The sequence below is a fragment of the Octadecabacter dasysiphoniae genome (genome assembly GCF_021532615.1).
GTDB classification, from domain to species: Bacteria; Pseudomonadota; Alphaproteobacteria; order Rhodobacterales; family Rhodobacteraceae; genus Octadecabacter; species Octadecabacter dasysiphoniae.
This window is the reverse complement of the sequence record NZ_JAKGAQ010000004.1, coordinates 23,724-45,111: the sequence shown is the minus strand read 5'-3', so window position 1 is coordinate 45,111 and position 21,388 is coordinate 23,724. Positions and strand designations below refer to the sequence as shown.

The 21,388-nt window shown below is 54.6% G+C and carries 17 protein-coding genes; 9 read left to right on the top strand and 8 right to left on the bottom strand.

The window, feature by feature from the left end:
* Positions 1–3 precede the first annotated feature (3 nt).
* The 5 genes from L0664_RS14790 to L0664_RS14770 all read right to left on the bottom strand — a co-directional run bounded on the left by L0664_RS14790 (position 4) and on the right by L0664_RS14770 (position 6,653).
* Positions 4–1,509, bottom strand: a complete 1,506-nt coding sequence (locus tag L0664_RS14790; protein ID WP_235226952.1) for an ABC transporter permease — start codon at positions 1,507–1,509, stop codon at positions 4–6.
* 86 nt (positions 1,510–1,595) lie between these two features.
* A complete protein-coding gene (locus L0664_RS14785; RefSeq protein WP_235226669.1) occupies positions 1,596–2,708 on the bottom strand; it encodes an extracellular solute-binding protein in 1,113 nt (370 codons plus the stop codon).
* Between the two features lie 77 nt (positions 2,709–2,785).
* Entirely contained in the window at positions 2,786–3,880 is a 1,095-nt protein-coding gene (locus L0664_RS14780) for an ABC transporter ATP-binding protein (protein WP_235226668.1), read from the bottom strand.
* 179 nt (positions 3,881–4,059) lie between these two features.
* Positions 4,060–5,262, bottom strand: a complete 1,203-nt coding sequence (locus L0664_RS14775) for a M24 family metallopeptidase (protein WP_235226667.1) — start codon at positions 5,260–5,262, stop codon at positions 4,060–4,062.
* A 233-nt stretch (positions 5,263–5,495) separates the two neighbouring features.
* A complete protein-coding gene (locus L0664_RS14770; protein ID WP_235226666.1) occupies positions 5,496–6,653 on the bottom strand; it encodes a M24 family metallopeptidase in 1,158 nt (385 codons plus the stop codon).
* Between the two features lie 176 nt (positions 6,654–6,829).
* Between L0664_RS14770 and L0664_RS14765 the strand changes: the two genes are divergently transcribed.
* Genes L0664_RS14765 through L0664_RS14755 form a run of 3 tightly spaced genes read left to right on the top strand, consistent with a single transcriptional unit; the run spans position 6,830 to position 9,500 of the window.
* Positions 6,830–7,966 carry an amidohydrolase gene (locus tag L0664_RS14765; RefSeq protein WP_235226665.1) on the top strand — a complete coding sequence of 379 codons (1,137 nt, stop codon included), beginning with the start codon at positions 6,830–6,832 and terminating at the stop codon, positions 7,964–7,966.
* Positions 7,963–9,150 (top strand): diaminopropionate ammonia-lyase, encoded by a 1,188-nt coding sequence (locus tag L0664_RS14760; protein ID WP_235226664.1) that lies wholly within the window; start codon positions 7,963–7,965, stop codon positions 9,148–9,150. Before L0664_RS14765 ends, L0664_RS14760 begins: the two co-directional genes overlap by 4 nt.
* A 5-nt stretch (positions 9,151–9,155) precedes the next feature.
* Positions 9,156–9,500, top strand: a complete 345-nt coding sequence (locus L0664_RS14755) for a cupin domain-containing protein (protein ID WP_235226663.1) — start codon at positions 9,156–9,158, stop codon at positions 9,498–9,500.
* Here L0664_RS14755 and L0664_RS14750 read toward each other — a convergent pair.
* The 3 genes from L0664_RS14750 to L0664_RS14740 form a co-directional block, all read right to left on the bottom strand.
* Entirely contained in the window at positions 9,497–10,291 is a 795-nt protein-coding gene (locus L0664_RS14750; protein ID WP_235226662.1) for a maleate cis-trans isomerase family protein, read from the bottom strand. The two genes, L0664_RS14755 and L0664_RS14750, sit on opposite strands and share 4 nt — an antisense overlap.
* Positions 10,292–11,437 (bottom strand): M24 family metallopeptidase, encoded by a 1,146-nt coding sequence (locus L0664_RS14745; RefSeq protein ID WP_235226661.1) that lies wholly within the window; start codon positions 11,435–11,437, stop codon positions 10,292–10,294. It abuts the gene before it with no gap.
* A gap of 158 nt (positions 11,438–11,595) precedes the next feature.
* Positions 11,596–12,630, bottom strand: a complete 1,035-nt coding sequence (locus L0664_RS14740) for a LacI family DNA-binding transcriptional regulator (protein ID WP_235226660.1) — start codon at positions 12,628–12,630, stop codon at positions 11,596–11,598.
* Positions 12,631–12,711: 81 nt separating this feature from the next.
* Between L0664_RS14740 and L0664_RS14735 the strand changes: the two genes are divergently transcribed.
* The 6 genes from L0664_RS14735 to L0664_RS14710 all read left to right on the top strand — a co-directional run bounded on the left by L0664_RS14735 (position 12,712) and on the right by L0664_RS14710 (position 21,218).
* Positions 12,712–13,893, top strand: a complete 1,182-nt coding sequence (locus L0664_RS14735) for a phytanoyl-CoA dioxygenase family protein (protein WP_235226659.1) — start codon at positions 12,712–12,714, stop codon at positions 13,891–13,893.
* Between the two features lie 280 nt (positions 13,894–14,173).
* Positions 14,174–17,233, top strand: coding sequence for an FG-GAP-like repeat-containing protein (locus L0664_RS14730; protein ID WP_235226658.1), 3,060 nt, complete (start codon positions 14,174–14,176; stop codon positions 17,231–17,233).
* Between the two features lie 323 nt (positions 17,234–17,556).
* A complete protein-coding gene (locus tag L0664_RS14725; RefSeq protein ID WP_235226657.1) occupies positions 17,557–18,456 on the top strand; it encodes a hypothetical protein in 900 nt (299 codons plus the stop codon).
* A 56-nt stretch (positions 18,457–18,512) separates the two neighbouring features.
* Positions 18,513–18,785 (top strand): PqqD family protein, encoded by a 273-nt coding sequence (locus L0664_RS14720; RefSeq protein ID WP_235226656.1) that lies wholly within the window; start codon positions 18,513–18,515, stop codon positions 18,783–18,785.
* On the top strand, positions 18,772–19,269 hold the full coding sequence (locus L0664_RS14715; RefSeq protein ID WP_235226655.1) for a lasso peptide biosynthesis B2 protein: 498 nt from the start codon (positions 18,772–18,774) through the stop codon (positions 19,267–19,269). The genes L0664_RS14720 and L0664_RS14715 overlap by 14 nt, the downstream gene beginning before the upstream one ends.
* Positions 19,266–21,218 (top strand): asparagine synthase-related protein, encoded by a 1,953-nt coding sequence (locus tag L0664_RS14710; RefSeq protein ID WP_235226654.1) that lies wholly within the window; start codon positions 19,266–19,268, stop codon positions 21,216–21,218. The genes L0664_RS14715 and L0664_RS14710 overlap by 4 nt, the downstream gene beginning before the upstream one ends.
* The last annotated feature ends 170 nt before the right edge of the window (positions 21,219–21,388 follow it).

Genomic DNA, 21,388 nt, shown 5'->3' with positions numbered 1-21,388 from the left:
GTCTTAGCCCCCCAGCTTAACGTTATCGATGCCGACGATTTTGTCATACATCCAATACAGAACCATAACGACCGTCAGCAGGATCGTCCCCAATGCAGCCGCCAGCCCCCAGTTCAATGAGCTTGAAATGTGAAAAGCGATCCGGTTGGAAATGAACACGCCCTTGGTGCCGCCCACCAGTTCCGGCGTGATGTAATACCCGATCGACAAAATGAAGACGAGGATACAGCCCGCGCCAATGCCGGGCACCGATTGTGGGAAATACACGCGCCAGAATGCAGTCCAGTCCGTGGCCCCCAGTGATTTGGCGGCCCGTAGATAGCTTGGCGGTATTGTTTTCATCACGGAATACAGCGGCAAGATCATAAATGGCAGCAGGATGTGTGTCATCGCGATGATCGTGCCGGTCTGGTTGTTGATCATCGTCAGGCGACCATCGTCGGCGATGATGCGCATCCAAACCAACAAATCGTTGATGACCCCTTGCTGCTGCAACAATACTTTCCATGCGGAGGTGCGCACCAGAAGCGATGTCCAGAACGGCAACAACACGAGGATCATCAAAAGGTTCGCAGATCGTGCGGGCAGGTTCGCCAGAAGCCACGCAATGGGATACCCCAACAGCACACACATCCCCATAATCGACAGGGACATCACGAAGGTATTGATAAACTGGCCAATATAAAGACGTTCATTTTCCGGGCGTTGCTCCACTCCGTCCGCGCCGCGCAACAAATCCACCGCATTGAGGAAATACCCATCCGTATAGCTGGGTGAAAATGCCTTGATCGTCTGCCAGACATCTGGATCGATCCAGTCTTCATCAATCTCCGCGAATGACGCCTGCAAAGACACAGGCTCAATCGCGCTCAAATCAACCGAGATCGGCAGCGCCGCCCCACCTGCGGCATCGGCATAAAGCGCTGTATAAACAAAATCCCAAGGCTCTTCTTCGGCCGGGATGTCGTTTTCTTCCTCAACGATCATCTGCGCCCATGCGTCATAGGTGTTTGTGGTTTGTGGAAGGGCCGCGCGGATATTATCATCCTGCATCCAGCCCGCCCATTGCGCCGGATCGGCGTACGCGGGATCGGCGGCCTGGAACGCTTCGGTGTAAACATCCGTTTCGAAGCGACCGACAGCGCGGCCGGTTTTGCGAAACAGTGATGAAATGCCCGTCATTTCATAGTTCAGGCGGCTGCCCAGCCGGGTATGGGTCTTATATTCCGCGGCCAGAGCGATATCAGTGTAAAGGGCGGCAAAAACGACCTCATCAGGTGCCGTGTCTGCGTTTTCGTCCCAATCCTGCAACGCGACAACAGTGCGCGGCAGCGTGTTTCCAACGATCTGGTTTTCGACCGAACGCAACAACATATCGAAAATCGGCATCACGAATGACACCAGAATGAAAATGAGGAGCGGGGCAATCAGAAAAAGTGCGCGGATTTTCTGACGGCGCAATGCACGATTGAGGGACGCCTTTAGTGGCCTGCCATCTGCTGCCAACATCTTTGTCACAATACGCGCCCCTGAAATCTATTCGTTATTCCAATAAGACTGGGGCGCAGCCAGATGACCGCGCCCCAGAAAATTTCTTATTGAGCCAGCCACGCCTGGAATTTTGCATCCAGATCGTCGCGGTAATCCGCCCACCACAGGTAGTTGTTGTAGAAGGTGTTTTCGGCGTTGGACGGCTCAGTTGGCATGTGTGGTGCCATATCGATGCCCAATGTCGCGTGCTTACCGACCAGCGGAGCAGACGACTGACGTGTCGGGCCATAGCTGATGTAGGCAGCCTGATCCGCAAGACGCTGTGTGTCTGTCGCAAAGTAGACGTAATCCAGCGTCCGCGCGAGGCGGTCTTCGGACAGACCTGTTGGGATCACCCAACCGTCAAGGTCAAACATCTGCCAGTCCCAAGCCATGCCCACAGGCTGGCCTTGCTCTGCAATCAAGCTGAACAAACGACCATTGTACGTAGAGCCCATGAAGATTTCGCCATCAGCCAAAAGCTGCGGTGTTTCCGCACCAGCTGTCCACCAGATTGTCTGGTCTTTGATGGTGTCGAGCTTAGCAAACGCCTGCGCCTGACCTTCATCTGTTTCGAGCATGTCGTAAACATCCTCGTAAGCTACGCCGTCACACAGCAAAGCCCATTCCATGTTCGCAATCGGGTTGCGGTTCAATGCGCGTTTGCCGGGATAGGTTTCCAGATCGAACACGTCACATGCGCCCGACGGAGGCTCAACGCCTTCAGGCACCATGTCTGTGCGATAACCGAATGTTGTCGAGAAAACGATCTGCGGGATGAAGCAATCAGAGACGAGAGCACCGCCGAAATCGTCCGTTGCAGATGTCCCGTCAGGCGCTGCTGCAAGAACTTCGTCAACGTCGACTTCCATTGCCAGACCTTCGTCACACAAACGGATCGCGTCGGCTGCTTCGACGTCAACCAGATCCCAAGTGATATTGCCCGCTTCGTTCATCGCGCGCAATTTTGCCACGGCTTCAGACGCACTTTCGTCGTTGATAATGCTGATGCCGCTCTGTGCGATGTAGGGCTGGTGGTATGCGTTGTCCTGGGACGCGGAATAGGCGCCGCCCCAGCTTACGATTGTCATCTCATTGGCCATGTGACCGTCAGCTACGGCCATCGTGGCGGTCAGCGTCAGGCAGGTCGTTGCCATCAATTTCAAAGTAGTCTTCATTTTTAGTCTCCCTTGGTTTCGCCCGATTTGGTCCTTTGAGAGCCACGTTTCGAGCAACCGCGACCCCTTTTCTTATGTTAAGCGTCCAGTGCCCGGCAATCTTGCGGCAGCCAGCCGATCTCGATCATTTCGCCAGGTTTCAAGCGTGCCTGATCCGGTGCATTGCGGGTCTTGATTACGAATTCATCCGTGCCCGCAACACGAAGGCGGGTGCGGAAAATGTCACCCATGTAAATGAACTCAAGCACTTCGGCCTTAAGCGTGTGCGCATCGGCGTGCAGTCGGTCCCGTTTGAATTCCACCCGTTCCGGGCGGATCGAAACCTTCGTGCGATCCCCCACTGCGGATACGTTTACGGGGACGGCATCAATGATGTCACCGCTGTCCAATTTAACGATGCATGTCTCGCCTTGGATTTCCTGAACGACGCCCTCAAGCGTGTTATTTTCGCCAATGAATTGGGCGACAAAGCTGTTCTGCGGTTTTTCATACAGCTCATCAGGTGGCGCAAGCTGCTGAATGCGGCCATCGTCAAAGACGGCCACGCGGTCTGACATGGTTAGGGCTTCTGTCTGATCATGGGTCACGTAAACGGTCGTGATTCCAAGATCATGGGCCAGATTCGTGATCTCGAATTGCAACGTTTCGCGCAACTGCTTGTCCAGCGCGCCAAGTGGTTCGTCCATCAACACCAGTTCAGGTTCAAACACCAACGCGCGCGCAAGGGCGATACGCTGTTGTTGACCACCCGACAATTGCGCAGGCCGCCGCCCCGCAAAACTGCCCATCTGGACCATATCAAGCGCACGCTTGACCTTTTCTTCACGTTCCGACTTGCCCATTTTTCGCACTTCGAGAGGGAAAGACAGGTTTTCGGCCACAGTCATATGAGGAAACAGGGCGTAGTTCTGGAACACCATGCCAATGCCGCGTTTATGGGGCGGGATGTTGTTGATCGATATACCGTCCAATGTGATATCGCCGTGGGTTGCCGTCTCAAAGCCAGCCAACATCATCAGACAAGTCGTTTTGCCCGACCCCGAAGGCCCAAGCATGGTCAGGAACTCACCCTTTGGCATGGCCAGGTTAAGGTCTTTGACCACCAGCGTTTCCCCGTCATAGCTTTTTTGTACACGGTCGAAAGCCACAAAGGCGTTTTCGTTATCTAACATTGGCGAGGCAGCCTTTTCACAATTTTTGCTCGACGCGCCGTGCGAGGTCGTGGCGCGTCATGGGAAGGGTGCAAAATGCCGAAGCAGAACGCAACACAAGTGTTGAAACCGACGGCCTCGAGGTCATCGCGCGGCTTTCGCTGCTGCAAATTTCAAAGGTGTTGCCCTGTAAGTGTGCGCTAGCCGACAACATTGAACTCCGGTCCATAGGGATAGCCAGTGATATTGTCGTTCCCGTCTTCGGTGATGACCAGAATATCATGTTCACGATAGCCACCTGCGCCGGGCTGTCCGTCCGGAATGGTCAACATCGGTTCCATGGAAATAACCATGCCCGGCTCAAGCACCGTGTCGATGTCTTCACGCAATTCAAGCCCGGCTTCGCGCCCGTAGTAGTGGGACAAGACGCCGAACGAATGGCCGTAGCCAAAGGTGCGATACTGCAAAAGATCGTGTTCTTCAAAGAACGCATTGATCTTGTGCGTGACCTCCGCACAGCTCGTGCCGGGTTGCAGAAGGCTCATCCCATATTCATGTGCCGCGACATTTGCTTCCCAGATTTTCAGGCTGGCGGGGTCGACATCCTGAACAAACAAGGTGCGTTCAAGCGCTGTGTAATACCCTGAAATCATCGGGAATGTGTTGAGGCTCAGGATATCGCCGCGCTCAAGCATGCGCGACGTCACGGGGTTATGGGCGCCGTCTGTGTTGATGCCGGATTGGAACCAAACCCAGGTGTCACGGTATTCAGCGTTCGGAAAACGCTTGGCAATTTCAAGTTCCATCGCGTCGCGACCGGCCATGGCTACGTCAATCTCGCGGGTGCCCGCCTTGATCGCGTCCTTGATGGCGTAGCCACCGACGTCGGCAACAGCGGCACCCGCGCGAATCAACACGATCTCGGCGGCAGATTTATGCATACGCTGAACCATGGTCACAGGCGCGATGTCTTTGCTACCGCTTGGCTTGAGGAACGCATCAAACAGGGCTTTCTGGGTTAGGCTGATGTGGTCTCCCTCATAGCCGATGACCTTGCCGGTTCCCGTGACCGATGCAATCACGCGCCAGTAATTGTTCCGCTCCCAATCCGTATAGGTGATGTTGTCGGCGTGGCTACGCCGCCAAGGCTGTGCTGCATCAATGCCCGCACTAACGGTCACGCTTTCGGTGGCGGTCACAACCAGGCCATAGGGCCGCCCGAAGGCGCAATACAAGAACCCGGAATAATAGGCGATGTTGTGCATAGACGTGAAAACACACGCGTCCACACCCGCCTCGGTCATGGTAGCGCGCAGCGTCGCAAGCCGCCCTTCGTACTCGGCATCTGAAAAGGGCAAGGCTTTGTCGCCCTGATGAAAACGGTAGTGCTGCGGTCGATCCATTTTGTGTCCTGTCAACGCTTGGGGCCGGGCGCTGCAGGAAGGTCAAACCCTCCAATACCGCACGTCGGCAAAGTAAGATCCCGGCGTTCAGGACGAATATAGGGCACTGGCATTTTCATACCTTTGGCGACGCCATCGCCATTTCACCCAAACAGATCGTGCGCAATTAAAGTGAGTCGGGCAAGTGCCAATCCAAAAATGGCCACGAGGTTTCGCATCGTGTGCCGCGGCGCCTAAATTACCGGCAACTCGACTGCCGCGCGGGTGCTGAGCAGCCGCCCGCCCTGCTGGGTCACTACGATGTTTTCTTCATGCACCATCATCAGCCCATCGCCATAGGACAAAGACGGTTCCAGTGTCAGGACCATATTTTCCGTCAACTGAGTGGTATCAAATGCCGCGTGAGACGGCTGTTCGGTCAGCTGCAATCCAAGCCCATGACCCAACCGACCGATGTCGCCACCGCTATCATCGAGCGTTGCGATGATACGCGACATCACATCAAATAGATCGCGGCACGTATTGCCGGGTCGCGCGGCTTCTATCCCTGCCTGTGTTGCACGCCACAACACGTCATAGGCCTGTTTTGCGGCGTCATGTGCTTTGCCAATCGCCCAATTGCGATCAAAGTCACAATGATAGCCGTCCCACACCAACCCGGTATCCAGCATCAAGACATCACCATGGGTCAACGGTGTGGTATCAGGAGGGGATATGACATCAGCATATCCGCCTTGTGACGACGCACCGACCAGATAAGGCGCTCCGTCCGCGCCCTGCGCCAATGCCTCTCGGCGGAATTCGCGAAACACGTCATCAAGCGGAACACCGGCACGCGCGAACTGCGGAACCTGCGCAAACGTCTCCGAACCAATCGCGCAAATATGTTCAATTTTTTCAATTTCAGCCTCGGATTTCACCATGCGCAACCCTTGCACCAACCCGGTTGCGTCCTTGAATTCCAGCGCTGGCAGGGCTGCCATAAGACGTTCCCAGTCGCCAAGCGGCATCCGCAGCTGCGTCTCGTGGCCCTTCATCACGCCGACCACAGATTGGGACAACAGAAGATCTGTCAGCAAGCTGATCCCGTCATCATCCGGTGCGGGGGCCGCCCATGTGCGAATGTCATCCAGCCAGCTGCGCTGCATCAGGCTTGCTCCGATTTCGGGAATGATCGCAATGGGTTTGCCGGACGCAGGGATATATACAAACCAAGGGCGTGTGGGGCTCTGCCAGAATAGCGTTTGAAAACCTGTGAAGTACTGAACCTCTGCCTCGGTCATCAACAAAATGCCATCCAAACCGACGTGCGCCATACTGGTCTGTGCGCGGGCGGTCCGGGCCACGAACTCGGCCTCGGGAAAGCCACGAGAGATGGATGTCAGTGTCATGAGAACCTCTTTCCTGCAAAGCAACTTGCTAACGATACGCCCTGCGCTGTGCTTGGCCATTCTGAAAACGTCATTTTCAGTCCGATATCTCCGCGACAAGCGGATTGAAGATTGACAAGTCGCTTCGGTCCTTCGTTCACTGCCGCCTAGTTTCGATATTTGCCGGATGTGTCATCATGGATCTGACTGCCCTACGTCACGACCTACACCGCCACCCCGAACTGGGGTTCGAAGAGACGTGGACGAAGGCCAAAGTCGCCCAGACTTTGCGCGACCTTGGGCTTGAGGTGTACGAAGGTGTGGGCATCGTTGGCGTGTTGCGGTCTGGTTCTGGGAACCGCGCGATTGGGCTACGTGCGGACATGGATGCCTTACCAATTCAAGAAATCAGCACGCATAGTTATGCATCTGAAAACGAAGGAAAAATGCACGCCTGCGGGCATGACGGCCACATGGCAATGCTGCTGGGGGCCGCCGCGGATCTGGCGGCCAATCCCGCCTTTGACGGCACGATTGTGTTTATATTTCAGCCAAACGAAGAACACGGCCACGGCGCGCGCGCGATGATCGATGAAGGCCTACTAGAAGCGCATCCTGTCGATGAGATCTACGCCATCCATAATCTACCTGGCGCAGCTGTTGGCCAAGTGAGCACCCGCGTCGGACAAATCTGTGCATCCGAAAGCCTTTTTGAGATAACCATCAACGGTCAGGGCGGGCATGCGTCAATGCCCCATGTGGGGGTCGACGCGATCACGGTCGGGGCTGAAATGGTGCTCGCGTTACAAACGATCATCGCGCGAAAGATGGCGCCCGGTGCGGGTGCAGTGGTCTCGGTGACAGAATTTATCACGGACGGGCAACGCAATGTCCTGCCGGGCACTGCGGTCCTCAAAGGGGATGTGCGCGCACGCGTGCCCGAAGATCGAAAAGCAATTGCAGCGTTCATGGGGCAAATCGTCGACGGTATCGCTGCTGCCCACAATGTCACCGCATCGTTTGATTTTGACACGGTGTTCATTGAGGCGATAAACGCGCCCGAGCCTGTTCAGGCCGTCGTTCGAGCCGCTCAGGCGGCGGGCCTCGAGGTTGATGGCGACCGCCCCCCGATGAGTTTTTCCGAAGATTTCGCGCATTTCACCAATGCTATCCCCGGATGTTTTCTGCTGCTTGGTAATGGGACGAGCGGGGCCTATGGGCAGCCGCTTCACTCCAACAATTACGACTTCAATGATGCACTTCTGCCAATTGGCGCCAACTTTTGGGCAACCCTTGCCAAAGACCGCCTTCCAATACGACAGGACACCCAATGACCAATCTTCTGCCCCCAGCAACGCTTGAGCACATCAATGTTGTGCCACCTCACGGGGATGCCCTGCACAGCATATTGAGCAAAGAGGGGTTCGATGTTGCCGAGGCGGAGATCACGTCTTGGGATGGGTATGAAGAAACACCCCTCCATAGCCTTAAGACGCTCGCAGAAACGATAGGCGTGGCTGAGGTTTTGTACAAAGACGAAGGGCCGCGCTTTGGGCTTGCCAGCTTTAAGGCGCTGGGCGGGGCCTATGCCGCGTTGCGCGTGTTACAACGCCAGATTGCGCTGCAAACCGGCCAAACCGTAAACCTTGAAGACATCCGGACCGGAAAGCACAAAGATTCCTGCGCAGGCATTACGTTGGTGTCGGCGACAGATGGCAATCACGGACGATCACTTGCGTGGGGGTGCCAGAAATTCGGTGCGCCCTGCCGTATTTATATCCACGCCGAAGTGAGCGAAGGCCGCGCCCAGATCATGCGCGATTTCGGCGCCGATGTGATCCGTATTGAGGGCGATTACGATGAATCTGTTGCCCTGGCCAAGACCGAGGCAGATGCGAACGGATGGTTCGTGGTCTCCGACACGTCATGGGAGGGCTACACAGAACCGCCCCGCGATGTCATGGCGGGCTATGGTGTGTTGACCCGCGAAGTGTACCGTGCCTTGGACCGCGCCCCGACGCATGTGTTCTTGCAGGGCGGTGTTGGTGGCATGGCCGCAGGCATTACCGCAGCTTTGGTGCAGCATTGGGGTGACAAAGCCCCAAGGGTCGTGATCGTCGAACCTGACCTTGCGGCGTGTCTTTTCGAAAGCGCACGAACTGGAACGGCGACAACGGTGCACATCGCCGAAGAAACCATCATGGCCGGATTGTCCTGCGGCGAACCATCCCCCTTGGCTTGGGCGATCCTTGAACAAGAGGCGAGCGATTTTGTAACCATCCCAGACACATTGATCCCGCCAACGGTCCGCCTTTTGGCGCGCCCGCTGGAGGGTGATCCAACGATCGAAGCCGGCGAAAGCGCGGTTGCAGGATTATCTGCATTGATCGCGGCGATGGATGATCCGGCCCTCGCATCTGCATTGGGTCTTGATGCAACCGCCCGTGTGTTGCTGATCGGATCTGAAGGGATAACCGACCCTGAAATCTACGCAAAAATTATGGCAGAAGAGGTATAGGGAAAATGTGTGACGCGGCCGGAAACGCGACCCCCACTGTTCTCATTGATAATGACCGTGTGCGTGTCACGCGGTGGCATTTCAAAGGCCGCGGCGACAATACGGGCTGGCATCGCCACGAATATGATTACGTGGTTGTTCCACTTTTTGACGGTGTTCTGGATATCAAACTCGCCGGCGGTGAAACCGTTGACGCACAGATGCTGAACGGCGTGCCCTATTACCGCGAGTTGGGCGTTGAACACGACGTGCGCAATGGCAATGATTTTGAATGTGCCTTTGTGGAAATTGAATTGCTTGAACCACGCGGCGAAAGTGGCGCTGGAATTGCGGACCTACTCAAGGCTTAACGGGTCGGCCTTAACTGCGTTCCCGCATGTCTAAACAATTGGCCGAAACCCTCAATCGCGTCCCCAACACCTGCACGGCGCAGACAAGACCAGAACTGTGCCTGGTTGGACGTAATAACGGGCTTTCCGACCGCTTGCTCAATCTCGTCCACGACTTCTAGCGCACGAATGCCGCTGCAAGAAAGAAAGATTGCGTCAGCGTCGGGGTGGTCAATCTCGCGTGCAAATTGCAGCCAATAGGCGGGCGTCACTTGCCCAAATTCGATGCCCGTTGACAGTTGCAGCCCCTGGATGTCGAGCACGTCAAACCCACCTTGCATCAGGTATTCGGCCTCAGCTGTGTTGATCTCGTCTAGATAGGGTGTGCCGATCACGATCTTTTTGGCCCCGATTTCACGCAAGGCGTCCATCACACCAGTGACAATACACATCGGTTCCGCCCACGGCGCGCCCTTTCGGATTTGCTCGAATACGTTTTCTTCGCCGCATACAATTGACCCAGACGTACAACTATAGCTGATCACATCAGGCCGCACGTCAGGTTGCAAACGCGCCGCCGCGTCTGCCATGTGGTCAATGTGGCGGGCAAGTGTTTCGTTGGTGGTGTAATCATCCGTCTTCAACCGCGTGATATGAACACCCACCCCCGCTGGCGCCATATCGTTGTAATCGGCCTCTGCAGCAAGGTCGGTCGACATCAGAACAAACCCGAGCTTTGCACGGTGATGGCGCCCCCCATCCATCTCGGGCGTGCGCGGCGTTGACCTGATCGTTTGACCTGATTTGAACATCTACAAAATCACCTCTGCCACTGATTTGGGGTGCTGGGTCAAAGGTTCCCAACCATCATCCGTGATGATGAAGCTGTCCCCGACCTGCGCACGATACGTATCAACACTGACTGACCCATCCACCGCCAAAACCATCCCCGGCTGTATAATTGTTGTGTCTCCGGTCACCAGTTGCGGGGCTTCTAGGAAACTGAATCCTGTCGCACGACCACAGCGGAACGGGTATTCGTACCCTGCCCCTTGGATGACATCGGCGTAGGCGGCATGCACACTTTGCGCCGTCACACCGGGCCGCAGCGCATCTAACGCGGCCTGCTGGCTGGCCAACGCGACTTCATATACTGCCTTTTGGGACTTATCCGCGATCTCACCGACCCAGAAAGACCGATCAAACCCGAGCTTGAAGCGGTGGAAATTGGTCATCCCGCAGAAACATAAGAACACGGGTTCGCCGCGGCGGATAATGCGGGTTGATGCACGGTGGTGGGTTTTAATCACCTCATCCCCTGATGCCATGATCTGCAAAAAATGTGTCATCGGCGACATGTCCGTGTCGGTGTAATGCGCGCTGAGCAACTCAGCAGCTTTGCGCGTCCCGGCCTGTGATGTGGCGATAGCCACCTCGAATTCAGCGACACCATCACCGATTGCGGCGCGCCCAGCGTCCATCATCGCATTGGCGACCTGCCCGGCATGACGCGCCAGTTGAAGTTCGTGCGCGGACTTGATCATCCGCATGTCATTGAGCAGCGGGGTCACCGACGCGATCCGATCAGCCCCGACAAGATCATCCACGTAGGCCCGCACCACAGGCGGCATGCTGTCAGGCTCAATCGCGACTTTGCCCGCTGCTAGAACAGCGGCAGGAAGCTCGGCGCGCCATTCGTCACCCATGCCGTCATTCCACGCGGCAATCCTGTCGACGCGGGCCGCGTGTTGTGCCGAATTAAGATCAATAGAGGGTGTGATCAACAATGCCTCACCGTCCTTGGGGACGACAAGAATGGTCGGGCGACCAAACTCCATGTGCAAATAATCGTAATAGCCCGTCAGATAATAGACGTTGTCGTCATCCGTTATCAGCGCCACATCAAGGCCAGCTTGCGCCAGTTTCGCGCGCAAACGGTCTAGTCTTTCTTCAAACATCGAATTTCCAAAGCTATGGTTGGGACTACATCGACAAACTCTAGGCCTGCTTTTCAGAAATTACCACGTGGGCGAAAGCGGACGTGAACTGCGCGTAGCATCAAGGTTTTGGGTGACGACAATGCCGCCGCTTTCTGCCGTTTTGCACCTACCCGCGTCTAGAGGCATCTGTTCTGGGGCGGAATATTTTCGGGGGTAACAACCTGAATGGGCGACATCGTGGTGAAAACCGGATCGGGCGTAAGCCTGTGATGATGCAAAAACGCTTGGAACACGTTTTGCAAATCCACGCGAAGATCATGGTGCAACACGAAACTGAGCCGGCCATCTTCGATTAACTGTCTGTTTTCATTATCCAGATCGTGGGCCACGTAAACATCCGGCAGTGACCCGTTATGTTCAAGGGCATTCAAAATCGCCATGTTACCGCCGCCCATCGAATAGACGGCGCGTATTTGGTCCAGCCCTGCCAAAACACTTTGCATGATGCGCGACGTTTCAAAATGCACGCCGCTGCCCCCACTTGCATCTATAACACGCAGGTTAGGGCACTGTCGGGTCAGGGTCGCCTTGAACGCCCCTTCTCGCTCTTCCTCCCCCAAAAACTGATCCTGACTTCTTGAGGTAAGGACTGTTCCCGCGCTGTCGCCGACGGTTTTCGCAATCAAATAGGCCGCAGTACGACCTGCGCTTTGATTATCAAGGCCGACATAGGCAATGCGCTTTGTTGTGGTCAGGTCAGTGACCAACGTGACCACAGGAATGCCTGCGGCGATCAAATGATCAACGGCAGCCCTGATTGTTGGCAGATCACGCGCCTTGATGCACACGCCATGGCTGCCCCGTTTGGCGATGCGCGACAAAGCCGCGGTGACATCGTCTTCGGTCATGATCTCTTGTGCTTGAAATCTTGGACGGCACACGGCGCTCCCGATGCGGGGCAAAACCTGTTCAGCGGCTTTTTGTATTTCACGACTAAAGCGCGTCGGTGCTTCGATTACAAAATCGAAGAACAATCGTCGCCCACGGGCGGTCAATTGCGCCTCTTGCCCTTCGAGCTCGGCAATAGCGGCGGCAACACGCGCCTTGGTTTGCGGACTGACGTTCGCGCGATTGTTTATGACGCGGTCCACAGTCGCGGTGCTAAGGCCCGACTGTCTGGCAACTTCTTTGATTGGAAACCGATGCGTCATTTGATGTGTTTCTGATGTCTTTTGGAAAACCAATCAAGGATTCATTGCGGCACATTGAAGAAGAACACAGGGAGACATTCAATGAACCACCATATCGAAACAGACGTAGGATACTTTGACAGCGCAGCATGTGATCTGGACGCGTTCACAGCGATCATTGATCAAACTGCAACCCCATCAACCGTTCCGAACGCAGACGACATCCAAAAGAATGTTCCCATTTACGACATGTCCAAATTGCGCCCATTGCTTGAGGAAAAAGAGCAGCGCCGAACAATCATGGCAGAATGGGCGCGTGTCCTTCAGGCGGGCGCGGGTGTTCTGGTTCTGCGCGGGGCTTACGCTGACACGACTGCAATCGACGACGCCACTGCGATCTTTGAGCAGATCATTGCAACTGAAAAGCTGGCAAGCGGCGGCGGCGGTGACCATTTCGCGGCATCAGGGTCCAATGACAGGATATGGAACTCCTTGCAGAAACTGTGCGAAGAAGCCCCCGATGTATTCTTGCGTTATTTCGCCAATACATCCATCGCAGCGGCCTGCGAAGCATGGCTTGGTCCGAATTATCAGATGACTGCGCAGATCAATCTGGTCCATCCCGGCGGTGCGGCACAGCAAGCCCACAGAGACTATCACCTCGGCTTTCAAACGGCAGACATCAGCGCGCAATACCCTGCGCATGTTCATGACCTTTCGCCTGCCCTGACGCTGCAAGGTGCCGTTGCACATTGCGACATGCCCATCGAAAGTGGCCCGACAAAGCTCTTGCCGTTCTCGCAACTTTATCGCGCAGGGTATGCCGCATGGCGACGCGATGATTTTCGGGCGTTGTTTGAAGAACGCTGTATTCAATTGCCGTTGGCGAAAGGGGATGCCCTATTCTTCAACCCCGCGCTCTTTCATGCGGCTGGCGCAAATAGCAGCAGTGACATTCACCGCATGGCCAATTTGTTGCAGGTGTCGTCTGCGTTCGGACGCGCCATGGAAACCGTCGACCGCGAGAAGATGTGCAAATTGCTATATCCCCATGCGCTCGCCGCACATCAGAACAGCACGTTGGGCGCGTCAGACCTAAAGGCTGCAATTGCCGCGTCTGCAGAGGGCTATTCATTCCCGACCAATTTGGACCGCGATCCCCCCAAAGGCGGGCTTGCACCTGAAACCCAGCAAGCGCTGTTTGCGCGTGCCCTTGCTGAGGGTCTCGACCTTCAGGAATTTGGGGCGATCCTGAATGAAATGCGCGTCAAACAATTAGCGTAGCGTCAAGCTATCTAAGTAAAAATATCTGACTACTTCGCGTTGGGTTTTCCAATCGTTCCCACGGGTTCAAGACGGGGGGGGTGAAACAGCTTCACCTCCATGAATTAGGGCGAACGGGCCTTAACAAGAAGGCCGGCATATTGCGCGCGTTTCAGATCCGTCAAACGCAGCATAAGCTGGCCATTAAGTTTCTTCGTATTGACTAAATGGGCTGGCTCATTGACATCTTCTAGTGAAGCAGTGCCCCCTTAGACAACGCGACCAAGGTTCAACAAATACCATGAGACTTTTTCTCTCAGACAAGAGGTTGATCCTGCTGGGTCTATTGCTGTTGGCGATTGCGGCTGGGTTTTGGCTGTCCTCGCGCTATCCGTCGCTGAACACCAAGGCGATGATGGGCGGGCAGATATCGCTGGAAGACGGGCTGAGCTATGACGCCTTGTTTTCGAATTCTGCGCAGGCTGGCACCATGCACGCGATCTGGCTGACGTTCATCAATTGGGTCAACACGAACATCAAGGGCATGACCTTTGGGTTGGCTTTTGCGATCGTTGTCCTCGCCGGATTTCCTGTGCTGAAGTCGTTTTTGCGCGGCTCTCCGTCCAGTTTTCGGGCCAGCATCGTTGGGACGTTCATGGGCGCGCCTCTTGGTGTGTGTGTGAACTGCGCTGCGCCAATTGCATTTGGTCTTTACCGCGGCGGAGCACGGGCCGAGACCGTTCTGGCAACGATGATCAGCTCTCCGACGCTGAACGTCGTTGTCTTGTCGATGACGCTCGCTCTCTTTCCATTGCATGTTGCCGTTATCAAGATTGCGCTCGTGTTTTTTGTGTTGCTGGTCTTGATCCCTGTTCTGGTCCGGATGTTTCCAAACGAATTGCATGCGCCAGAACCTGCCGGCGAAACAGTCATGCCCGACATCGATTCACCTGCGCCGTCAACGTGGATAGCAGCAATTGTGTGGCTGTCTGGCGCCATGTGGCGCAGCGCGATCTATGTGCTGATCCGAATGGTTCCACTGATGCTGCTTGCGGGGTTGCTCGGGGCAATCGCAATCAATCTGTTGCCATGGGAACAGTTGAACGACCTGCTGCCGACCCATCGAAAACCGATGATATTGGCGGCAATGTTCTGCATCGCTCTCTTTGGTTTGTTTTTGCCGGTGCCAATCGCGTTTGACGTGATTATCGTTGCCATTCTGATCGCCGCAGGATTGCCGATGAAATATGCGGCCACGCTGTTGTTTGTGCTTGGCGCATTTAGCGTCTTTTCATTTCTGGTTTTGTGGGGCGCCGGGGCGAAGAAGCTCTCTGTTGCGCTTGCCCTGTCGATTGCTGGGCTCGGCGTCGTGGCAGGCGGAGCGACACATTATGCCGATCAATGGTACAACCGATACATCGAAGATACGTACTACAGCGCCATTCAAGACCGGGACGTTGTTCCACAGATCATTGCAGCGCTGCCGCCAGCGCAATCGGATGTCGATGGGGCCGCGCCACTTAATTGGTCTGCCCATCCCACCCACGCCGCTATCGCGGTCGCGGACCTCGGGTCCGTCTCAGCACCCGCTGGATTAGACTGGCGCATGACCCCAAAAGATGTCGGCTTTGAAGCGCACTCAATCCCGATGCGTCATGCCGTTGCATTGGCCGAAGTCTATCCAGCCAGCCTCGCTGCGGCGGATTTCAATGATGATGATGCGTTAGATGTCCTTGTTGGAAACGCAACGGGACTGCATCTTTATCAAAATACTGGCACCGGTTTTGCGCGCGTTGACGTCCACAGCAGCGCAATTTCCACGGGCACGCCAGTTTCAGCAGCAGCGTTTGCCGATATCAACAATGATGGTGCACCTGATCTGATGTACGCAGTACCAGACGATGGGGTCTATCTGGCCTATAACACTGGCGGCAGGTTCTCTGCTGCGCAAAGGCTGGTTGAACTGGACGCGCGCTTTGCGCTCGCGCTCGCCTTTGGTGATGTCGACGCAAACGGAGAACTCGATATTCTCATCGGACGGCATGATTTGCGGTTTGTCGGTCGTCTGAGCGAGGCCAACTCTCGTGACCTGCTTGTCCTTCAAAATAAAGGAACTTTCTTGGTTCAGCCGCTGGCTGATGTGCCTGCAGAAACGCTTTCGATCTTGGTTTCAGATTTAAATGCTGATGGCTGGCCCGATCGGCTTCATGCCAGCGAATTTGAAGTGCCGGACAATCACTATTGGGGCAATCCTGACCTAGACTGGCGCGAGATGGGACGCGACGCATTCAGCATTGGCACCGCAAACACGATGAGCATCGACAGCGCGGACATAAACAACGACCTTCTGCTTGATGTCTATTTGGGGCAAATCACGATGAACCCGTCATCTCCCCCTGTGGCGATTGCGCAGATGACATTGCCAGAGCGGCGCCGCATCGCCTGTGTTCCGGGATCTGAAGCCCAATGCAATGAACTTCTTTTTCGCAACGCGCGCCAGGCCAACGCGTTGGGTTTGTGTAACGCTGTGCCAACGGAACTGAACGCAGATTGCATCGCAAATGTGATTTACCGGAATGTCGCATTTGCGTCGAACCGCCGACCGGAGGACGATTTTTTGTCGCCAAACTATCCGGTTTTGGCTGGGCTGCGGGACAGGCATCTAGCGACAGCAGAGAACACGGATCTTGATCTATCGAATGTCCATGTCGATGGCGTTGTTCCTGTGGACGACCATGCGAACAGGCTACACGTCCAACAAGCCGACGGCAGCTTTGTCGAACAAGGGGCCGAAATGGGCGTGGACATCGCTGGCTGGACCTGGAACGCGCGGTTCGCTGATCTGGATGGCGACGGGTTTCAAGACCTTTTCGTGGTCAATGGCTGGGCGCAGGAACCATTCGACACTGAAAATGTCTGGTTCAGGAATTTGGGCGGTAACGGGTTCGAAAACGCCAGCCGCGCCGCAGGGCTGGACGATATGCGCGTGACCATGTCTGCCTTGCAATTTGATGCCGACAACGACGGTGATCTTGACGTGCTGACCTTTGCACCCACGACGGGCGGCACGCTGCAATTCTACGAAAATACAGGCTCTGGAAATCGTCATATTCAGGTCGAACTGACAAGCGCGACCACACCCATAGGCGCAGTCGTCATCATCCGCACGCCAGACGGCGGTGCCCAAATGCGTGAGATTAAGCTAAGCGGGGGCTATCAGTCCCACGACCCGTTTATCGCGCATTTCGGCTTAGGTATGAACACAGCGGTATCGTCTATCGAGGTAAATTGGCCGGACGGAACACACCAGTTTCTGGAGGGTCCGTTTGAGGGGCAGCACCGATATCGGATCAGCCAATAAGAAATCAGCGTAGAATTACCCTTGTGTTTGCACAGATGTCTTGCGCTATGCGCGGACGTCCGACACCGACGTCACCTGCGCGTGAAAAATGACATAGCAACCGGTATCATCCAATACACGTGATCACGCCACCACGTCTTTTCCTTGTCAAACCTCAGTGGATTTGTGATGATCTCACTCGAAAATGATGAAAATATTTTTCAAGATCAATAACTTGCCGCGCATTTCGAATGGCGTGTCGGACCTTACAAAGACAAAATTTATCAGCGATGTGGTCAGCTTGGTGACCGTAGTCACCCGCAGATATCCAAGTGGAGCATCGCATGCCTATTTTTGAAAGCGCAGGCCTGTCAATCGAGAGCGAGATCGACTTGCCCGGCTTACACAAAAAGCCTCTGGGCAAACGCCAAGCCGATTTAGAAATAAAGCTGGGAATAGCGCCCAACGTACCAAAATCTCTCAACTCCACCGGCGCCGGATGGGAATACGATGGTGAGAGTGTCTGGGTGCGGGTGGAAAATGTGGGCGTATTTCACGTACCACAACACGGGCCGATCATCGTTGAGTTGTCGCCCTTAGCGACGCCCGCTGATGCTGCATTGTACTTGGTTGGCACGATCCTCGGAATAGCCCTACATTTGCGCAACAAAATCGTGGTCCACGCGAGCGCAGTTTTGGTTGCAGATCAGGCCGTGTTGTTTTGCGGTGCTTCTGGTGCGGGGAAATCAACAATCGCCAGTGCCTTGGAAGGTCGCGGTTACACAGTTCTCAGTGATGATCTTTGTGCGCTGGACGTTTCAGATTCTGAGGTTTTCACCTATTCAGATGGCCGCTTGCTAAAACTTTGGCAATCCTCGTTAGATGGGCTGAAGATCGACCACCGGAAAGAAAATGCGGTCAGCAACAGATTAGAAAAATTTTATGTGTCACACGACACAAAATGCCCTGATCGCGTGCCGATATCACGGATTTATTTCTTGTATGAGTCCAATAGCCCTGATGCATTTGAGATCGTAAATCTAAGGACAGCCGACGCTGCAGCGCATATATTTGCGAATGCCTACAGACCGGGATTGATTAAACTATTGCGCCAAGAGGCTTTGTATCTGCAAATCTCGGCGAGCCTTTCATCACAATCCGAATTGTATAAGCTTAGCCGCATCAAGGATTTCTCTCAGCTAGCGACCGTGCTTGATAGGCTTGAAGAACACTGGTCAATGTAAACAAATTCTGGCTTGTATCAGGAAACTTCCAAGCCACTTAAAACCCGCGGGGCATCATGAAAAAATTCGTCAGGAGCAAGACTTGGATCAGTGCACCCTCGGGAGAAGAAATCTTGATGATGCACCAAACGGATGGCTCTTTTCAGGGCCTCAATGAATGTGGTGCGTTTATCTGGAACCTGCTTGAGACACCGCAAGACGCCTCAACCCTGACAAAAGCGGTGATCGATGTTTTTGATGTTTCCGCCGAGAGTGCCCAACAAGATGTTGAGACCTATCTTCAAGACCTGTTGAGCAGTGATGCCATTGTCCCGCATGACGCCGTCTAAAAAAAGATCGCCGCGGCATATATGGCTCTTTGTGCGGGCCATCATATTGGCATCCGTTGAATCCGCATTGTTCACCTTGCTGCCATACCGTTTCACCGCACGACGATTAGGGTATTGCGTAGACATCGAAACAGCCAATGCAGCGCTACAGACACAAACGCTAACGGCAAGCCAACTGGAAATGGCCAAGGACATGCGATGGGCCATTAACGCGGCGGCATACTGGGCACCTTTCAATATCTGGTGTGTCCCACGTGCGTTAACGGCACAGACGTTGCTTGGTTCAAAGGTTCCATGGATTGTTTTCATAGGGTTTGAGCCGAACAAGCCCGTCTTTGATACCCCCGCGAAACACGCATGGATGGTGTGCGGATCGATCTGCGTGACCGGGCATCGCGAAGCCGCTACATTTCAACCAATTGCCGGCTACCTAGAAGGACCCACCGCTCAATCCGAAAGCTCTTACAGGCAGCCGTCAGAATGACTGTGATTTTTGGCGGCATATCATTTGGGTCGGCACCTTTTGACAGTCATACGTTACGCCCCATCGAGGAGGTGTTTCGGGCCGCGTCACCTGATGGGCTTTATCGCAAAAACTATGGCGCTGCCGCACTTGGCGTGGGTCTGCGACATACGGTGCCCGAAGACCTGTTTTTGAACGGTCCGGTTTCACACACCGATGGGAGATTCTCACTGGTTGGGGAAGGCCTCATTCATAACCGAATGGAACTGAACCAAATTCTGGGCCTGTCCGATGCTCAGACAGCCACTTGGCCTGATGCCGCCTATATGGTTGCTGCGTTTGGGAAATGGGGCGAAGCCTGCATTGAACATCTTGTCGGAGAGTACTGCTTTGCTGTCTGGGACGCGTCTGAACAGGCACTGACCTTGCTTAGGCATCCAACAGGACATGGGCACACATTGTTCTATTGGATGGACGGCTCAAAACTACTTTTTTCAACCCAATTGAATGCGTTGTTGGCAGCCCCGGACGTGCCGCGCATTCTGAACGAACAAAAGCTCGCGGACTTTTTGTTTCTCAATCACATGGACCAAGCGACAACTCATTTTGAAGGGGTGTTTCGATTACCGCCGGGCAGTGCCTTGCGGGCCACTCCGCGCGGAGTATTGGAAGGGCAGCATCGTAAGATTTGGAACTTTGATACGAAACGACGGCTGACGTTCAAAAAGAACGAAGAGTACGTCGAAGCGTTCAACGAGATCTTCAACCAGGCCGTTGTTGATCAAATGCGCTCGATCAAACCTCTGGGTGCGATGATGAGTGGCGGCATAGACTCGTCTGCCGTTGCCGTACGTGCCGCTGCGCACGTGCCAACGGATTATACGTTGCGGACGTATACAGCGGTGCCCCAACCCGGCTTGGAGATCAAACCGCGTCCCGGTTGGTACGATGATGAAACGCCGCTGATCCAAGAAATCGCAGCGATGCACCCTAATATTGATCCGCAATTCATTTCTTCAATGGGCCTGTCACCCGACGACGGATTGACCCAACACTTTGAGAACCATGCACAACCCTTCCGAAGCGCAAGCAATCGGATCTGGATGGAAGGCATCATTCAACAGGCGCAATCGGATGGTATCGGGGTTCTTTTGACCGGTCAGTTGGGGAACATGACTATTTCTTGGGAAGGGAACCCCGTCATTGCTGAATGGATCGGCCGCGGGAAAATCATCGCGGCATGGCATGGCGCTGGCGCGCTTGGTCGTTACCATAACAGGCCCACCCGCCGTATTTTTGGACGCGCTACGAAAGCCGCATTAAGAACCATGATGCCGCAACAGGTGATTGATATTTTGCGCCCGTCTCGTCCGATCACCGACACAAGTATCATCAACCCTGAATTTGCGCGCAAGCACAACGTTCTGGAACGAGGCGCGCTGATGGGGTTTGATCCCCAGTTTCGCCCACCCGGCGGCGGGCGGGAATTGCGGCAAAAAGAACTTTTGAATGGCAGTGATTTTTCCGGCGATGTTGTTGCCAACTGGCACACGCAATTCGGTGTGGAATTGCGCGACCCGACGGCAGACCTGAGGTTGATTGAATTCTGCCTTGCGATCCCACAAGAGCAGTTTTTCCTGAACGGTGATTTTCGAGCGCTGAGCCAGCGAGCCTTTAACAGGGATTTACCGCCTTCCGTTTTGTCAAATCGACAAAGGGGCACTCAGGACGCCGGTTGGTTCGAACGCATAAAAAATAAGCAGGAGGCGTATCGGGATGAAATCCGCAGAATGCAAAACGCACCCCTTGTTCGCGAAGCGATTAACCTCAAAGAACTTGCAAGAATGATTGAGGACTGGCCGAATCTAGAAGATTCCAATCAACGAAATAACAGTTTTTTCCGTTATCAATTACTGCGCGGCCTGCATGTGGCGCGGTACATCCGTTGGGTCAATAGGGAGAATTGGTAAGGTGCAAAGCTATTGACATCGTGCAAAAAGAGACCATTTTGAAATCTTAATAAAAGGTTAAGTTAATTGAATCATATCAAGTCAGCACCCGCCAAAACCGCAACTGCGCCGCAAAAGCGAACTTATGTCGCTCCCTGCGTCACCAAGCAATCCCAGAGTGATGTGCCTTT

What these genes read in the sequence shown, in the direction of transcription:
- L0664_RS14790 (WP_235226952.1), bottom strand. Translation starts at nt 1,509, where the DNA reads ATGTTGGCAGCAGATGGCAGGCCACTAAAGGCGTCCCTCAATCGTGCA.
- L0664_RS14785 (WP_235226669.1), bottom strand. Translation starts at nt 2,708, where the DNA reads ATGAAGACTACTTTGAAATTGATGGCAACGACCTGCCTGACGCTGACC.
- L0664_RS14780 (WP_235226668.1), bottom strand. Translation starts at nt 3,880, where the DNA reads ATGTTAGATAACGAAAACGCCTTTGTGGCTTTCGACCGTGTACAAAAA.
- L0664_RS14775 (WP_235226667.1), bottom strand. Translation starts at nt 5,262, where the DNA reads ATGGATCGACCGCAGCACTACCGTTTTCATCAGGGCGACAAAGCCTTG.
- L0664_RS14770 (WP_235226666.1), bottom strand. Translation starts at nt 6,653, where the DNA reads ATGACACTGACATCCATCTCTCGTGGCTTTCCCGAGGCCGAGTTCGTG.
- L0664_RS14765 (WP_235226665.1), top strand. Translation starts at nt 6,830, where the DNA reads ATGGATCTGACTGCCCTACGTCACGACCTACACCGCCACCCCGAACTG.
- L0664_RS14760 (WP_235226664.1), top strand. Translation starts at nt 7,963, where the DNA reads ATGACCAATCTTCTGCCCCCAGCAACGCTTGAGCACATCAATGTTGTG.
- L0664_RS14755 (WP_235226663.1), top strand. Translation starts at nt 9,156, where the DNA reads ATGTGTGACGCGGCCGGAAACGCGACCCCCACTGTTCTCATTGATAAT.
- L0664_RS14750 (WP_235226662.1), bottom strand. Translation starts at nt 10,291, where the DNA reads ATGTTCAAATCAGGTCAAACGATCAGGTCAACGCCGCGCACGCCCGAG.
- L0664_RS14745 (WP_235226661.1), bottom strand. Translation starts at nt 11,437, where the DNA reads ATGTTTGAAGAAAGACTAGACCGTTTGCGCGCGAAACTGGCGCAAGCT.
- L0664_RS14740 (WP_235226660.1), bottom strand. Translation starts at nt 12,630, where the DNA reads ATGACGCATCGGTTTCCAATCAAAGAAGTTGCCAGACAGTCGGGCCTT.
- L0664_RS14735 (WP_235226659.1), top strand. Translation starts at nt 12,712, where the DNA reads ATGAACCACCATATCGAAACAGACGTAGGATACTTTGACAGCGCAGCA.
- L0664_RS14730 (WP_235226658.1), top strand. Translation starts at nt 14,174, where the DNA reads ATGAGACTTTTTCTCTCAGACAAGAGGTTGATCCTGCTGGGTCTATTG.
- L0664_RS14725 (WP_235226657.1), top strand. Translation starts at nt 17,557, where the DNA reads ATGCCTATTTTTGAAAGCGCAGGCCTGTCAATCGAGAGCGAGATCGAC.
- L0664_RS14720 (WP_235226656.1), top strand. Translation starts at nt 18,513, where the DNA reads ATGAAAAAATTCGTCAGGAGCAAGACTTGGATCAGTGCACCCTCGGGA.
- L0664_RS14715 (WP_235226655.1), top strand. Translation starts at nt 18,772, where the DNA reads ATGACGCCGTCTAAAAAAAGATCGCCGCGGCATATATGGCTCTTTGTG.
- L0664_RS14710 (WP_235226654.1), top strand. Translation starts at nt 19,266, where the DNA reads ATGACTGTGATTTTTGGCGGCATATCATTTGGGTCGGCACCTTTTGAC.